Below are 16,860 nucleotides of genomic sequence, written 5' to 3' on the forward strand. Positions count from 1 at the left end.
GTCGCCGTGAAGGATGAAGCAGCGCTCACACGAATGGTGACCGCACTCGTACCGACGATGTCGCGGAGCCTGGCCGAGCAGTTCAACGTGTTCCGCGTGATGCACCACGGCACGCACGAGAAGCAGCTGTCGAACGTGTTCGCCTGGCTCCTGAGGGAGGAAGCCACGCATCATCTCGGGGACGCGTTCCAACGCATCCTGCTCACCCGCGTCAACACGGTCCTGGCTCTGGGCGAGCGTCTGCCGCTCGCTGGGTTCCGCGTGCTGCAGGAGGTCGACACCACGGTCGCGGCGGAGTCCGGCAAGGACATCGCCGACATCGTCCTGCTGCGCGACGACACGGCTGTCATGATCGAGAACTTCGAGACGTCGGATGGCCACGGACACGACTACAAGAGCTACCTTGCCTACGGCAGCGCGAACGGTCGACGGAGCGTCGTCGTGATGCTCTGTGCCCGTCGTGAACGTCAGCGCCTGTCGATGGGCTGGGAGGACGCCGTCGTCGTCACCTACGCCGAGGTACTCGACGACCTCCGGGCGCACCTCGATGCTGATCGCAGGTGGCGTAGCGCGAACCCCCGCCAGGACGTGTTCATCAACGAGCTCATCGACCAATTCGTGGAGGGACCGCAGGCCATGACGGTGCAGGAACAGTTGGAGTTCATCAAGACGATGTGCGAGACCGGCGAGTCCGCTCGGTACGGACGACGCCCAGTCGCGTCAGTCGCGGAGGACTTCGCGGCGCAGATCGCCCTGCACGCTCAGCGGCAGTTCGAGGACAGTCGTGGCACCCTCGGCTCGGTGAAACGCACCTTGCGCCAGCACGCGGAGCGTGTGATCCGTCCCCAGGTGAACGAGCTCCTCGGTGCTGGGACGATCCACTCCGTGTCGGCGAACTTCCAAGGGCAGTGGGAGTGGTGTTCGACACTCGTGACACCGGGGAATGAGCCGAACATCTTCCTGGAGTTCGGGCCGACCGCAGTGACGGAGAACGAGCGAGCCCCTGAGCCAGTGAGCGAGCCCGACTACTCGAGAGTGTTCGTCACGCGGCAGGCAGGAGTGGGGATCGACCGGATCGTGCAAACGGACTTGACCCTCGAAGAGGTCCTCGCTGGGCTCAGTCCAGATGACGACCGCCTTGTCCTCGCTGTCCTAGCGATGATCAGACGGACCGAGCGGTAGGCGGAGCGGGGGTGCGCTCTGCCTACTGAACCATTGCGGGAGATTGCGCCTCTCCTTCGCCAGGTCAGCTTGACTCGTTGGACCAGTGCGACGGGAACCAGGCACCCGGACGCACCGTGCAGACGTAAACGGGTTCTCCGTCGACCAACGTGGCCATTGTGCCGGCACTGTCGACTTTAAACCGTCCACCATTGGGACGGACGCTCCGCATGGTGTCCCGAAGGGGCTTTGTCGCGGCCTCGCCGATGTAGCTTGCGAGGGTACGACGGCTGTACAACGGAAGGATGTTGCCTTCGGTGTCGAGTTGGTAGGCTCCTCCGGTTTCCCATGCAGCGCGTGCTCGGGTGGTGGCGTCGTGCTCAACTCCTTGCACTGCGTGGACCTCGGCGCCAGTGGCGTCGTGGTCGGACGCGACGCTGCTCCCGCCGACCGAATCTGTCGAATCATCTGCGCCGTCGGCGTGCGCGCCGAGCCAAGCACTCACGATGTCCGCTGAGATCCTCCCGCGTTCCCCGACGGCGAAGCCGTTCGCTCTCGCCCAGCGGCGGAGCGCGGGGACGGGCGCGGGAAGCAGAGGCGTGAAACGTACCGCGCGCTCGGAGCTTCGCTGTCGATCGGCAGTCGGGATCGCCGCCGATAGCAGAACTTCATCCACACCCCTGACCGGGGCCACCTCGGGTACCGCCTCCTCGCCATCACTCCGTACTGGAGTCGGCGCCACACCGTCCGTGGTGGGTTGCTCGGGTGCAGCGGCGGTCCCATTGAGAGCGGTGTACGAAGAGCTGCCCTCCTGAACCGAGAGCGATTCGGCCAAATCGTCTGAGTGCATGACGGCGGGGTCAGCCTGAGCTCGAAGCAGTTCAAGGCGCTCGGTCTCTACTTGGACCTGACGAAGGCGCGCCAGGTCCGCTGCCTCTGCTGCTCGCTCCTTCATCATTCCGAGACGAGCCCAGAGGGGCTTCATCGCCTCTTCGGGGTCCAGGTAGTACTTCGAGGCACGGACGCGCCAGAACGACCAACCCATCCGCTCGAGTACGCGTTGGCGCCGTACGTCGTCGTCCCACTTGTCGGGCCCGTGGAACGAATCCCCGTCGCACTCGACCGCGAGACGCTCGCCCGGTGCGACACGCACGACGAAGTCGAGGCGGTAGCTCCCGACGCGATGCTGCGGTTGCACGTCGAGACCTCGATCCAGCATCTGCTTCAACACGTCGCGCTCGAACTTCGATTCGGTCAGCTCGTACAGACCCGCTGTTTGGTCGCGGCGCTCGTAGCTCTGGGCGTACTCGATCATCGCCCTGCGGTGGTCCTCGTGGTGGAGCGTGGCTGCGTCCATGCTGTGGAAGATCCACAACTGATCCTGCGCTCGCGATGCTGCGACGTTCGCCCATTGCGCGTAACGCACCGTTGTCGCCGCGAACGACGAATCGTGCGCGACCATCGAGACGAACATGACGTTGCGCTCGTCACCCTGGAACAGCGGTGGGTTTCCGACCCTCATCTGACGGCGTTCGAACTCCTCATCGCCGATCGCCTCTCGGATCATGTCTTGCAGGATCTGCGATTGTGGGCCGCTCATCATCGTCACAACCCCGAACGTGAGGCCCTCGTAGGACGGATCCTTGACACATTGAGCGACCTGCGCCGCGATCGCCCTTGCCTCGTCGGTGTTGACACGGCTCGAACCTCGTTGCACCGAGATCGCATCTGCCACGTGCACGACCTTCAGCGGGTCGCCGATCTGCGGCACTCGCACTTCCCGCAAGGGAAGAATCGCTCCATTGTAGTAGCGATTCGAGAATTCGATGATCTCGGGCACACAGCGGAAGTGTTCCCTGAGCGCGATCGTCGAAGGGAACGCGCGGCCCGAGATCGAGTAGAGCGAATCGTCGAGAGTGAGCAGCTTTGCTTCGGGAATGCTCTTCAGATGCTGGTCCTGCAGCGCTGCGATGCGCTCCGTAGGGGTCCCCACTCGCTCGGGGGTGGTCTGTCGGTCATCCCCGACGACGACTGTCTTCTTACCGAGCGCGAGGACCCCGAGCGACAGGAGGTCGCACTGCGATGACTCGTCCACCACGACGACGTCGAAGAGGTCGGAAAGCCGAGGGTCGAAGTTCTCCATCACGCGGTAGATGGGCATGATCCAGATCGGAACAGCGCCCATGGCCGCGGGGAGTGCCTCGCGTGCGGCTGCCTGGAAACGCGGCGCGTTCTTGCCGGTGCCCTTCCCGACACGCTTCACAGCCGAGAGCCAGGTCTCGAGCGCTCGTCGTTTGCGGTCTTGGAAGTTCTTCTTCAATTCGACGCGGGCTGACCGACTTGCGAGGTCGACGATCGATTGACGCAGCTCAGTCGCGTCAGCGTGGGACTGTCGCATCAACGACTCGGTGTCGGTCGCGGCGTGCAGCGAAGTCAACCATGTGCGAGCACGTGCCCGTTCCCACGCCAAGGCAGCCTGCTCGACGTCACCGACAACGGCCGGCGCTGCGCGCGTCTCGAGTATGGACCGCCCCCAGGCGATCGCACCAGCGCGTACGAGGCGATCGGCCAGTTCCTCTGTCCGGAGCACGCGCGAGCGGACCACGAGCAGGCGGCGTGTTTCGTCGACAGCTTTTTCCCATTTGTCAGACGCCGCAAACTCGAGGCCATCCAGGAGTTCGCCCCACAGCGGCGAGGGATGGTCTGATCCACGTTCACTCCGAATTCGAGATTCGAGCGCAGCAAGTTCGGCAGTCAGCTCTCGTTCTTCCAGCCGCGCGCCCGCTCGCTGCAGCACCTCCGCCGCGGTCGAGAAGAACTCGGAGGAGCCGCCAGCTGACCCCACATGTCCTAGGAAGTGCTCGACCCGGTCCGTGAGAAGTGGGTAGGTCTCGGACCACCATCTCCCGACAGAGTCGACGCGACCGGCCAGGTGGTCAGAATTGAACAGGAAGGAATCGTCGAGCGGCGGCACAGGGATCCGCAATGGTGCGTACGCCTGCGTCATCCTGACATGGGCCTCGCGGAGAGCAACCCGAAGTGCGATCTGAGCGCGGACGAGATCGAGTTGCGCCGAGGTCGTCACTGGGAATGAATCGACGGTGGTTTGTGCCGCGAAGTCCTTGAGCTCCTTCGACGCGAACATCGACAGCTTCTTGCCAGCGGCTAGCCGCTCGGCCCAAGCACTCACAATGGCGAATTGGGCGGCGGGATCGCCGTCGGGTACCGCCACGACGTGTCCAACCATGCGCCTCGAAACATCGCGAGCTTCGCCGATCTTCTGCTTCACGCCGGGCTGGTGTTCCGCGACCCAGAGGTGTCGCTGATCACCGCCTCGCACTGCCGCTGCGAAGGAGTCTTCCCAGTCGCCCGACAGGTCTCGGAGCGTCGCCGCAGCTCGCCGGAAGTCAGCCACCTCTCGATGAACGAGCTCAAGCGTGGAGCCATCGACCGTGTCGAGTCGGAGGCCTTGGTCCTCCAATGACGTCACCTGCGCCCGAAGGTCTTCGAGACGGTCGAATCTGCCCCGAAGCTCGGCGCCGCTTGGCAACCCGTGAACATCCGGCAAGTTCAGGACGGCTTCCCGGCTGTCCTCCGGGGAGATTCCGCGCACCAGATCGATCAGCTCGGAGAACTCTTCGGTAGTGACCGGGAAAGTAGCGTCGACCGGAATTCGATCGGTGATCACGTCGAGTTCTCGGTCGCGAGCGAGCCATGCTGCGACCTGAGGCGCCTTGCTCGACCCGTTCGGTAGCTCGTACTCGCGTTGCTCGCTCTGCAGCGCTCGAACGAGGGCTGCGTCGGTACGCGCCACTGAATCACGGAGCTCGTCGACTCTCGCCGCGACTTCAGCGATCCGTCGTTCTTCTCGGGGAACGTCGAGCGCTGACAGCGAGTCCTGCATCGACTGAGCCGCGGTTCGAAGGTCTTCCAGCGCCGCGGGAGTTGATCCGAGAACTGCGAGCGAGAGGTCCCGAAGCTCCTCCGGGATCTTCGCTCGGAGGACGGACAACGCCTGTTCCTTCTCGGCGGTCACGAGGACCCGTTTCCCCTGAGCAACGAGGTGGGAAACGAGATTGACGATCGTGTGGGACTTGCCGGTGCCCGGCGGGCCTTGGACCGTTACGCCGCGCGACGTCGCGAGCTGGGTCGCGATGCGCTCCTGCTCCGCGTTCGCCGGCAACGGCATCAACAGCCGATTCGCCGTCCCGTCGTTCGCGGTGAGCACTCGCCCTTGCTGCATCAAGGCCGCGTCCACCCGATCGCGATCTGCCACGACCGAGGCAAGGCCTTCCGGAAGGAACTGCTCACTCCGGATTTTTTGAGCGAGCTCGTCGTAGAAGCGCTCCTGACGAAGTGGCCGCTTGCGGAGGAAGAGCACCCAGCCGTCGTTGATCGCAGGGCCAGCGCCCATCGCAGCGATGTCCGCGGACTCCGTCAGCGTGGCGTCGACGCCGAGTGGCGCAGCAATCTGCTGCCGAACGGAAAGACGCTCCTGATCGTCCCAAGGGTCAGGAGGTGTGTCCCTCAGGATCGAGCGCAGGCTCACCAGCCCGTCTCGGCCGGGCAAGTCCGTGCCCTCAACGCTGTCGAGCTCGAGTTCAACGGCCTGCTCCGGGACCACGCGGATGACGGAGTCTTCCGGGCCCAGCTGGACGGATGCCGGGGTCGTAAGCATCGGAGCGACAATCTCTGTTCCCCCATCACGAGCCGACATAACCACATGACCCCACACGACCTCGTGCGTCGCCGACGATGCCTCCGCCTCGAGGTGCAGGTCGTAGAGCGCTGAATAGAGCTCACGGGCCGCGAAAGACGGCCGGTTGACCTGAGCCCAAGGAGACCACACTTCGGCAGACCAGACCTCGAAGGCGACTCGGAGGTCGTGGCTCAAGCGGTCTCGGAGGGCTGTGCGTGCTCCGCGGGCCTCGTCATCGGCCTCATCGCCTCCCAATGACGGTTCCCCTAGTTGGAGAGCCACCTGGTCCCGAACACGCTTGGCTGCACGGTCCTCATCGAGGGTGGGCGTCCCGGTCGCGGCAAGAAGGGCCGCATCGGATACAACGAGGCCCGCCAAGGTCGACGGCACTGCGACCGCAGCTGGCGCCGGAATCCTGTCGATGGACAACCAGGCGGTCCGATTCTCTCCCGGCCCCAAGATCACTGCGGGGTGCTCAGGAACACCTGACGGAAGGATGCACGTCGCGTGGCGCCTCACATCTCGTACCGGCTTCGGACCGATCTCGCGCGCAACCGCGGAGAGGTACTCGAGGAGGTCGTAGCTCTGGTCGAGAACGGACTGCTCGGCGGTTAACTCACCGTGATCGCGCAACTGCGGTTTCCCCTCTGAAGAACACTCACCTGATCATGCCAGCTCAGAACGACACGCTGACACCGCTCGAAAGGGTGACGACCGGGTACACCGTTACGTTCGCCGTCAGGTCGTTCCGCGGTCGTCGAGAGGCGTTGTGGTACTCGAATTGCTCGTCGCGACATGACGCGCCATGAGTGACATACCGTGCAGGATGCGTGTGCTCGGCACCTTCAGCGCGACGGCCGAGCGACGAATGACAGGCCCATCCAGAAGCGTGATCATCTCGACGGGGATCGTTTCCCCCGCCGCGTACACGAGCCACCCCTCCCCCAACCCGAACCTCCGGCAGTACGCCGCCATCTGGTACAGGTCAGCGTTCGGGTACTGCCCGTGCTTCTCGACCTTGTACTTCACGTCGATACATGCCCGCACCTCCCCGTCGACCAGCCACACGAGGTCCGGCGCAATCTTCACCGTCCCATCGACATCGAGCGTCGACGCGTACTGCGCCACGAGCTCTCCCCCGTACGGCCGGAACGCCTCCCGCAGCGCGGCGGTCACGAAGTCCTCGAACACCGACCACATGTCGACGAGGAACCCCGACGCGACGACCGACCCGGCGCGCTGCTCGACGGACGATCCCGAGAGCACGAGCGAGGCCAGCACCAACGCCGACGAGTACCGCTGGTTCCGCCGATCCGTCCGGACGACCGGTACCGGAGCGCCGACCGGGATCACGGACACCCCATCGAGCACCCGCACGATCCGGCGCAGCGCCCCGAGCACGTCCGCCGGCACTCCCGGCAGCCGCAACAACCGTGTCGCAGCGGTCAGGAGTACCTGGTTCTCGGCGATGTCCTCGACGTAGTCGTCGAACGACACCTCGACCGGTAGCGGCTGCCCGCCGCGCCGGGTCAGCTGGTCGCCGATCCTCCACCGTCCGCGCACGAGGGGCAGCGCGTCCTCGCGCGTGACGTACCCGCGGAGCGGGCCGCCAGCGAGTGCCCGTGAGGCCTGCCGCACGAATGCGTGGGCCAGCGCCGGCACGAGGTCCTCGTCCTCCTCGAGCCCGAAATCGTCTTCGGTCCAGATCGCACTCCCGGCCCGCGCGTACCCGAGCATCGCGAACAGGCGCCGTACCGGCGTCTTCGGTCTGAGCCACACGGTGTGCCCGGCGATCCGCACGACGCCTACCTTCCGGACACCGCTGACGCGATACTCGTCGGCGCCGAGGGTCGGCGCGACCGATGCGATGCTCGCGGCGGCCAGCCCGACGGCCACCGCTCGCGGGAGCCGGTGCACGACCGGCTGGTCCGCCTCCCGCAGCTCAATCGTCGACGGAGGCACCTTCGGCCCCCTCCGCCACGGAGGGCGTCGCCTGGCGACGCAGCATCTTCAGGCCGTACCGCGCCTCCAGGTCGACGCCTTCGCCGTAGTGGTGCTCCGCCAGGAGCGGCAGGATCTCGTACCGCCACACGTCCTGCAGGCCCGTCCCGGCCAGATCGCGCATCAGGAATGACGGGCCCACCTTCGCGTCGTGGTCCTGGATCTGCGCGTTGAGTCGCGTGAGCAGGTCCGCGCGGTCGTCCTGGAGGCCCTTGGTCACCACCCAGCGCGACAACACGCCCTGCACGGGCTCGCGTTCGGGGTGCAACTCGACGAACGCGAAGCGGCGCCGCATGGCGGCGTCGAGCATCGCGATCGAGCGATCGGCGGTGTTCATCGTGCCGATGACGAAGATGTTGCTCGGCAGGGTGAACGGCTCGTCGCTGTAGAGCAGCGAGATCTCGCTGTCGCGGTACTCGAGCAGGAAGTACAGCTCGCCGAAGACCTTCGCGATGTTGCCGCGGTTGATCTCGTCGATGACGAGGAAGTAGTTCGCCTCGGGGTTGGCGGCCGCCGCGTCGGCGAGGCGGCGGAGCGGGCCCTTCCGAAGCGTGAAGGCGAGGTTGCCGTTGTCATCGTTCGCGACAGGACGGAAGCCCTCGAAGAAGTCCTCGTACGAGTACGTCGGGTGGAACTGGACGATGGTGGTCTCGCCGTCGGTCCCCTCGGTGACGTGCTTCGACAGGGCCTGGGCGAGGAACGTCTTGCCGGTGCCGGGAGGGCCGTGGAGGATGACCTGCTTGCGGCGTTCGATGAGGCCGAGGGTGTCCTGCAGCCAGGCTTCGGGCATGTGAAGGCGGTCGGCGAGTGCGGTGGCGACGCGCGGGAATCGCGTCCGCGGAGGCGTGACCGGCTCGGGTTCCGGGACGACCGGATCCGAGATCGGTGGGAGCTTCCCGGGCGCGGTCTGCTGCCACCTGCTGAGGAGCGGTTCCTCGTAGAACTTCGCCGGGCCCTTCGCCTTCAGCTGCAGTGCGAGAGCGATCTGCTGGAAAGCGGCGTCGGGATCGTCCTCGGTCTGGCCCTCGACCTCGCCGACGAAGGCGTGAAGGATCGCCTCGCGCGCTGTGCCGGAAATGACCTCGCCGAACACACCGGGATGCACGAGGTAGAGCAGTTCGTTGCGCTGTGTGGGGAACGACGCGTCAGGCAGTGAATCGACGATGGCTCGCCACGCCCAGGGGTCCTCGAGCGCGTGCTGACGCTGCTCCGCGTCGAGGCTGACCCAGCGAGCAGCACACTGGACGACCATCGACATCGCGCGGAAGAGCGACACCGACATGGCTGTGCCCGGGTGGAAGGACCAAGCCCGGAAGGCTTCGTCGATCTCCGCGGGGATCGTGACCGGATGTTTCATGCGATCGAGGAGGAAGGCGACCCGCTCGCGCTTCTTCCGCTCACCAGGGTTCTGCAGCGGCAGGATCTGCCAGCAGATCAGTTCCGCCATCAGGAGCTTTGCATCATCCGACGAACCCTCGAACTGGCGACCGAGCTTGTTGAGGAAGTCGTCGCCAGCGACGTCTGGCTGGCTGGTGAAGCACCGCTCGACCTCCGCGACGACCGACTGTCGCCACACTGCGCGTCCAGGAGCGAACACAGAGTCGAGGTCGCGGAGCCCTCGACCGACGAACATCGCGCTGATCGATCGCACCAGCTCGGCCCGCCCGTCAGGCGGAACGATCTCGCTGCGGAGGCGCGTTTCCCGGTCCTCACGGAGCGCACGTTGGAAGGCCCGTTGTCGGTTGTTGAGCTCGTCGCGGAACTGCTCGGACGACACCGAGGCGTCCGAGACACGACGACCTTCCTCGGTCACGTGCCACTCGCCCCGGGCAGGCTTGGACATGTACCCGGCTTGAACGAGACCGGCCGATCCCCAGAAGAAGTCCGAGTTTGCCTGGGGGTTGCCCCGTTGATTGAGCTCGAGTTCCTCACCTTCGAGAGGGATCCGCTCCTGGACCGCGTCCCAGACTGCAAGGCGGTTTGCGCTCCCTCCGTGCTCGGTGAGGTACCGCAACGCTTCGCGCAGGCGGTTCGCTCTGTTGTCCCCTCGACTCATGGCAGTTGCCCTTCCTTGGTCAGCGAACTGCCGTTGACCACTGTGACGCCCCAACGGGTTCGAGTTCCTGCTCACGCATGAACTTCAGCGCTCGCTCGAGAACCTGGATCTTCTTCCGGAGTTCGACGAGCACCGGCGACTTCGGGTCGGAGAACTCGTCGAGGCGCTCGTGCTGCCGACGAACCTGACGCTCGGTCTCGACCAGGAGGTGCCACACCGAGGGATCCTGATCGAGGCGCAGCTTCCTACGCAAGATGACCGCCGCCAGCTGCCGCATGACGATGGACTCCACCGCTTCAGCCGACGTACCTGAGCTCGCCAACCCGAATGCGATACCACCGCCACCAGCTGTCACCAGGCTCCCGGCGGTGATCAATCCGCCGATCATCCCGCCTGGTCCGAACGCGGCGAGTGCGCTCGTCAGCGCCGCGGCACCGGCAAGCCCGGCACCGGCCGCGAGCGCGATGCCACCCGTGGCGACGACGATCGCGACGGCACCTGCGCCCATGACGCCGATCCTGATCCAGTTCGGTCCCTTGTCACCGGAGAGGGTCTTCTCGGCGAGCTCGATGGCGTCGAGGACTTCTCCCCCGAGTGGGCTTCCGAGGCCGAGCTCGGCGGTGAGGTCGCCCATCGCCCGCCGCTTGACCGCGTCGTTGAAGCCGATGTCGAAGGGCCGCAGGAAGTTGTCCGAAGCAAGGACGATCAGCTGGACGAGCGCGTCCTCCTTCGTCAGGTACATGCCTGGCGCTGGCGAAGCTGCCTCCGCCCCTGCATTGCTGAGATCCAAGGCGAGTCGAGCGACGAGTTCCGGGCGGGAGCGGCCCTCGTTGTCTCGACGCTGGAGCATCGCCTCGACCGCGTTGGCCTGCGTTGCTCGGAGTGCTCCGAGGAAGCGGTCACGGACGTCCCCCTTGAGATGCGCCCCGACGAGGTGCGCGAAGCGAAGCGCCAGGAGCACGACTTTCTCGTCTGCGTCGAGCGGGATGTCGACCGCGTTGGTCGTCCTCACGATCTCGGTCGACAGTGAGCCGTGCATCGCGTAGCCGATCGCTTCTGCCACTCGCGCGTCGGACAGGTACTCGACCGCGGAGTGCACTCGAGAGCTCAGCGCCGTCGTGACCCTGAGATCGAGCAGCCACGGCATCACGGACGACAATCCGCGCAGCGCCGCCACGGGGTCGAATCCGTTCCAGAAGTTGATCCACCAGTCGAGGTTCGCCGGTGGTTCCTCGAGTGACTCACGCAGCTCGATCGCGTTGACTGCACCGGCGGCGATCGGACTCCCGATGGTGATCGTCCCGACGACATGCAGCGAGGGCGGCAGCCGCCGGATGAGGTCGGCCGCGATCACCGAGCCGAGGCTGTGTCCGACGATCACCAGCTCGCCCGACGCGGGCAGGGAGTCGAGCACTCGAGTGAGGACTCGCGCCCGGGCCTGCTCGTCGCGCAGGTAGTTCCAAGCCTGCTTGAAGGGGTCCGTCTCGAAAGCGATGTCCACGGCGCCGCTGAGGACCGCCCGTCCAGGCGCATCTTCGTGCCGGCCGAGCCGGTACTCCATGGCGCTCGTCCGTCGTTCGAATGCGCGCCGGTTGACGCGAGCGTCGTCCTTGCCCAGGTCTTTCACCGTCACCGGCGGGAGCCGCACCTTGCCGTCGCCGTTCCGGAGCGCCCATGCGTACTTCGGAGCGATCCACCGATCCTCGGTGAGCTCTGGGTACCCGAGCCGGACCAGGGCCCCTGACAACGCGACTTGCCACTGGTCTTCGACGTCACCGGCGCCGACGCCGTGCAGGAACAGGAGGACAGGGCCAGCACTCACGAGCGACCTTTCGGATGGAGTTGAAGAAGCTTCGACGCCGCTCAGGTTAGTGCGCTGCTCCGCACGGGTGCGGCGTTACCACGCACCGCTCGGTGGTCCGCGTGATCTGTGCGCCAGTCCGCACGACGCCCCAGAAGAGGTGCTCGCGCCAAACCTGAGCTACGGGCAAGTATTGCGGGGTACCGGGCGCCCAGGGGAAGACGCCCGGTGCGACGAGCAAGATCCCCGTGGGAACCACCATGACGCTCGCCGGAGAATCGGCAGGTACCGAGGCCCGCCGCCAACGAGGCGTCGCAGCCGAACACCGCCGCCGCGCTGACGACGCCGAGCAGACCGCCGCCCGCTACGAGATCGCCGAACGCACCGAGAGCGAGACCGCCCGCGTCCTCGCCCCGCTCGCCGGCATCGGCTACCACCTCCTCGCCGACCGCCGCTGGCCCGGCAGCCGCACCGCCCAGGTCGACATGGTCGTCGTCGGCCGCTCCGGCGTCTTCATCGTCGACACCAAGGCATGGCGCGACGTCGCCGTCCACAACGACCGCATCACCCGCGGCCAGGAGGACGTCACCGACGACATCGCCCGCCTCGCCGACCTCGCGTACAGCACCGAGGCCGCCCTCGTGGACATCGGTCTCGCGCCTGGCGAGGTCCACGCGGTCGCCGCCCTCGCCGGCCAGAAGAAGATGCACGCCAGGGTTGCCTCCGTCGACATCGTCGGCGTACACGACCTGATCGGACACATCACGAAGCGCGGCGCACGGCTCTCCGCGAAGCGCGTCGACGAGGTCCTCGCCGCGCTCCTCGAGCACTTCCCCGTCATCGGCGAGGCACCGGCGGCACCGCAACAGCTCGTCGTCCCCGCCCCGGTACTCCCCCGTGTGCCGGCACCGACGCTCGACGACGAGACGGTCGATCACCTCCTCGATGGCGTCCTCGAAGCACCCATCGAGGACTGGATGGCCTTCCTCGACCCCGCTCAGGCCAAGCTCGTCCGCCGTAACTTCAACGGCCCGGCACGCATCCGCGGTGCTGCCGGCACCGGCAAGACCGTGGTCGGCCTGCACCGCGCCGCCTACCTCGCGCGGGCCACCGGCGGTCGCGTCCTCTTCACCACGTACATCCGCACCCTCCCCGCGGTCCTCGAGTCGCTGCTCCAACGGCTCGCGCCTGACATGGTCGGCCGCGTCGACTTCGTCAACGTCCACGCCTTCGCCAACCGTCTCCTGAAGGAGCGCGGGGTCACCTTCACGATCGACACCCTGGAGGCACAGCGCGCGTTCTCCGATGCGTGGAACGTGATCAGCGCCTCCAGTCCGTTGAAGGCGGCGCGCTTCACGCGCCGCTACTGGGAGGACGAGATCGCCTACGTCATCAAGGGCCGCGGTCTGACGCACTTCGACGAGTACGCCGACCTCGCCCGTGTGGGACGGAAGCACGCGCTGCCCGTCGAGGTCCGCCAGGCGGTCTGGGACCTGTACGAGGCGTACTCGACGAACCTCCGCGGTCGGGGCGTCTGCGACTTCGAGGACACGGTGCTCCTCGCACGCGATGCGCTGCGCGAGCTCCCACTCGACCGGTACGACGCGGTCATCGTCGACGAGGCCCAAGACTTGTCGTGCGCGATGGTCTCGCTCCTGCACGCCCTCGTCGGCGACCGTCCCGACGGCCTGACCCTGATCGGCGATGGCCAACAGACGATCTACCCCGGCGGCTACACCCTCGGCGAGGTCGGCATCAGCCTCGCGGGCCGCGGGGTCGTCCTCGACGTCAACCACCGCAACACCGCCGAGATCCTCGACTTCGCCAAGCAGATGGTGACGGACGACCAGTTCATGGACATCGAGGGCATCGACGGGGCCGGCGACGCGGTGTCTGCGGTGTCGCGCTCCGGCGAGCAGCCCGGCGTGCACCACTTCGCTGATCGTGACTCGCACGACGCGGCGTTGCTCGCGCGGGTCGAGCAGGTCCTCCGGCTCGTCGGGACGGGCCACGGCGACGTCGGGATCCTCACGGCGACGAACCCGCAGGCCGACAAGGTCCGGGCGGTGCTCGACGCGGCTGGTGTGCCTTCGGTGTCGCTCAAGTACTACGCCGGCAAGAGTTCGGACCAGATCCGCGTCGGCACGATCAAGCGCGCGAAGGGCCTCGAGTTCAAGCAGGTGCTCCTGCCCCACGTCCCGGCGAAGCTCCTCGCGGATGCGCCGGAGACCGAGTCGGTCGCAGATCGCGAACGGCGCGAGCTCGACCGACGGGAGCTGTACGTGGGGATGACGCGGGCCCGTGACGGGCTCTGGGTCGGATCGCTCGGGAAGACCCGCGCGAGCCGCTGACCGACGGCCGGGCTCCCGGTACCGTCGGAGCACGCCGCATCCCCTCGTCCAACCAACGACACCTCGGAGCACGCCATGGCCGACAAGGCAGCACGCAACCGGATCGACGCCCTGAGCCAGGCAGCCATCGGCGTCACGGAACACCGGACCGCCGTGCAGGCAGCCGCCGATGCTGCCGTCGTGGCGCTCCGCCAACGGCGAGCGTCCGTCCACGTCGACGACGTTCGAGCCGATCTCGTCCCGCTCGTTCCGTCGGATGCCGACCTCGCAGCTGACCTGGTTCGCCGGCAGATGTTGCCGCGGGTCGACGCCGAGGCGAGCTCGGTCGTGCGCGTGCTGTCTGATGACGTCCCGAAGGCTCTCGAAGACGCGCGCCGTGGAACCGGCTTCACCGCCCTGTTCTCGGGCCGTGAGCGCCGCGAAGCGGCCGCTCGAGGCGATGCGTTCCTCGACCAGACGCTCGAGTGGTTGGACCGTACCGGAGCCGTGCAGCGCCTCCAGTCCGTCGACGACCGGCACGTCCCCAGGCCGGCCGTGCCGCTGGAGGCGCTGACCGACCCACGCGGGCCGCTGGCGACGGTCGCACCCGACCTGAGCGGTGGCGCCCCACTCGCACTCGACGGCATGGAGGAGCTTCCCGCGATCGTGACCCGACTCGCTGACGCGATCACGCGCGAACGCATCACCCACGCCGACGTCGTCGAAGCGGGCCGAGCGGACCGCGAAGCGGCAGCACGGTACGAGCTCGACCGCATGGACATCGACCGGCTGCGCGACGCGACCGGCGACCGTCTGCGCCTCGGAGCGCTGCGCGACGCCGGCGTGACCACCGTCGGTGCTGTGCTGCGGAAGCCGGTGTTCCCCGGGCAGTTCGCCGGGGTCGGCGAGGCGACGGCATCGCGAATCAACGGTGCCGCCCGCGCGCTGGAAGCGGCAGCGAGAGAGGACGCGGTCGTCCGCATCGACCCCGCACGGCATGACGACCAGTCGCTCGCGCTCGTCCGTGCCCTGCTCGAGTGGGAGGTCGCGAAGGCCGTCGTCGGCCCGCGCGAACAGAACCTCGTCGACGGACTGCGACCTCTGGCCACGATGATCGAGCGCGGCGCATCGATCGCACTCGTCATCCCGGACCAGCGCGCGGCGGACCCGACCGCAGTCCGTCAGACGATCCTCGCGGCGGCCGAGGATGCCTGGCATCGTGCGCAGCGCGTGGATGAGCGTGCTCGGGCGACACCGGGCGACCCGTGGCAGGACTTCCTGCAGCGGCCCGCCGCGTTCTTCGCCCTGCTCGACGAAGCCGGACTGACGAAGCCAGCGGGCGCTGCTGCCCGCGGCGACCTGGGCGACGAGTTGATCGCACAGGTGGAGGGCTTCTCGCTCGACACCTCGCGGCTGTCCGCGTCACTCCGCGGGTACCAGCGGTTCGCGGCGGCCTTCGCGCTCGTGCAGCAGCGGGTCGTCATCGGCGACGAGATGGGCCTCGGCAAGACCATCGAGGCACTTGCGACGATCGCACACGTCGCCGGCACGACACCCGGTCGGACTCCGCACTTCCTCGTGGTCTGCCCGGCGGCCGTCATCGCGAACTGGGTCCGTGAGGCCGAGCGGCACACTGACGTCCGCGCCTTCCGGCTGCACGGTCCGGCTCGACTGCTCGGTTTGCGGCTCTGGACGGACGAGGGCGGCATCGGCGTCACGACGTACGAGACGCTCGAGTGGCTCCGCACCCGTGTGCCCGAGGAGCTGCGGTTCGCCTCCGTCATCGTCGATGAGGCGCACTACGTCAAGAACCCCGAGGCGAAGCGCACGATGAACACACGTGCGCTGCTCCGGCGAACGGATCGAGCGATCCTGATGTCGGGCACACCGCTCGAGAACCGCGTCGACGAGTTCCGGGTGCTCATCGACCACATCCGACCGGACCTCGTGGTGGACCAGTCCGACGACAGCCCGATGCTGTTCCGGAAGCAGATCGCGCCGGTGTACCTGCGCCGTCGTCAGGAGGACGTGCTCACCGAGCTCCCGGAGCTGGTCGAGGTCGAAGAGTGGACCGACCTGACGGACACCGAGGCAGCGCAGCACGCCGACGCAGTTGCCGCAGACGACTTCCACGCGATGCGTCAGCTCGCGATGCTCGGCGGCACACAGTCGAGCAAGGTCGAGTCGCTCGTGGAGATCGTCGACGAGGCGCGGGCCAACGGCCGGAAGGTGCTCGTCTTCTCGTACTACCGCTCCGTCCTCGCCGCGGCTGTCCAGGCCGTTGCTGACGGCGGCGCGGTGTTCGGTCCCCTCACCGGGAGCACGCCCGCCGCGGCACGCCAGGACCTCGTCGACGAGTTCGCCGCCGCCGAACCAGGAGCGGTGCTCGTCGCGCAGATCGAGGCTGGCGGCGTCGGTCTCAACATCCAGGCCGCATCGGTCGTCGTGATCTGCGAGCCCCAGCTCAAGCCGACCACTGAATGGCAGGCAATCGCCCGGTCGCGGCGGATGGGGCAGCTGCAGTCGGTGCAGGTCCATCGGTTGCTGTCCGAGGATGGCGTCGACGCAGCGCTCGTCCGGATGCTGGCTCGCAAGGCGCAGACCTTCGAGGACTTCGCGGCGGTCAGCGAAACGGCCTCGGCGTCGGCGCAGGCGGTAGACGTGTCGGACTCGAAGCTGATCGCGCAGGTGTTGCGAGAGGAGCGGGAGCGACTCAACGTCTCGGAGCCGGTTCCCGAGCGAGCAGACGAGGGCGCCGGCGCCGGCGCCCTATGACTCATGGCTGGCTCCGTAACGTCCCTCGTTCGTGTAA

Annotated in this window: 7 protein-coding genes; 3 read left to right on the forward strand and 4 right to left on the reverse strand. The window is 67.1% G+C overall.

Annotated elements, in window-relative coordinates:
* Window positions 1-6: 6 nt before the first annotated feature.
* Window positions 7-1,182 (forward strand): PD-(D/E)XK nuclease family protein, encoded by a 1,176-nt coding sequence (locus ACIP6W_RS11640; RefSeq protein WP_400429575.1) that lies wholly within the window; start codon window positions 7-9, stop codon window positions 1,180-1,182.
* Between the two features lie 64 nt (window positions 1,183-1,246).
* Here ACIP6W_RS11640 and ACIP6W_RS11645 read toward each other — a convergent pair whose 3' ends face one another.
* The 4 genes from ACIP6W_RS11645 to ACIP6W_RS11660 all read right to left on the reverse strand — a co-directional run bounded on the left by ACIP6W_RS11645 (window position 1,247) and on the right by ACIP6W_RS11660 (window position 11,739).
* A complete protein-coding gene (locus ACIP6W_RS11645; protein WP_400429578.1) occupies window positions 1,247-6,055 on the reverse strand; it encodes an AAA domain-containing protein in 4,809 nt (1,602 codons plus the stop codon).
* Window positions 6,056-6,598: 543 nt separating this feature from the next.
* On the reverse strand, window positions 6,599-7,822 hold the full coding sequence (locus ACIP6W_RS11650; protein ID WP_400429580.1) for an McrC family protein: 1,224 nt from the start codon (window positions 7,820-7,822) through the stop codon (window positions 6,599-6,601).
* Complete coding sequence (locus ACIP6W_RS11655) at window positions 7,803-9,917, reverse strand: AAA family ATPase (protein WP_400429583.1); 2,115 nt, start codon at window positions 9,915-9,917, stop codon at window positions 7,803-7,805. The genes ACIP6W_RS11650 and ACIP6W_RS11655 overlap by 20 nt, the downstream gene beginning before the upstream one ends.
* Before the next feature lie 19 nt (window positions 9,918-9,936).
* Entirely contained in the window at window positions 9,937-11,739 is a 1,803-nt protein-coding gene (locus ACIP6W_RS11660; RefSeq protein ID WP_400429585.1) for a hypothetical protein, read from the reverse strand.
* 227 nt (window positions 11,740-11,966) lie between these two features.
* Between ACIP6W_RS11660 and ACIP6W_RS11665 the strand changes: the two genes are divergently transcribed.
* Both ACIP6W_RS11665 and ACIP6W_RS11670 read left to right on the forward strand, forming a co-directional pair.
* On the forward strand, window positions 11,967-14,069 hold the full coding sequence (locus ACIP6W_RS11665; protein WP_400429587.1) for a 3'-5' exonuclease: 2,103 nt from the start codon (window positions 11,967-11,969) through the stop codon (window positions 14,067-14,069).
* Between the two features lie 75 nt (window positions 14,070-14,144).
* Complete coding sequence (locus tag ACIP6W_RS11670) at window positions 14,145-16,823, forward strand: DEAD/DEAH box helicase (protein ID WP_400429589.1); 2,679 nt, start codon at window positions 14,145-14,147, stop codon at window positions 16,821-16,823.
* Window positions 16,824-16,860: the final 37 nt, after the last annotated feature.

Origin of the sequence: Curtobacterium sp. NPDC088465, assembly GCF_044753165.1 — a bacterium.
GTDB lineage: Bacteria > Actinomycetota > Actinomycetes > Actinomycetales > Microbacteriaceae > Curtobacterium.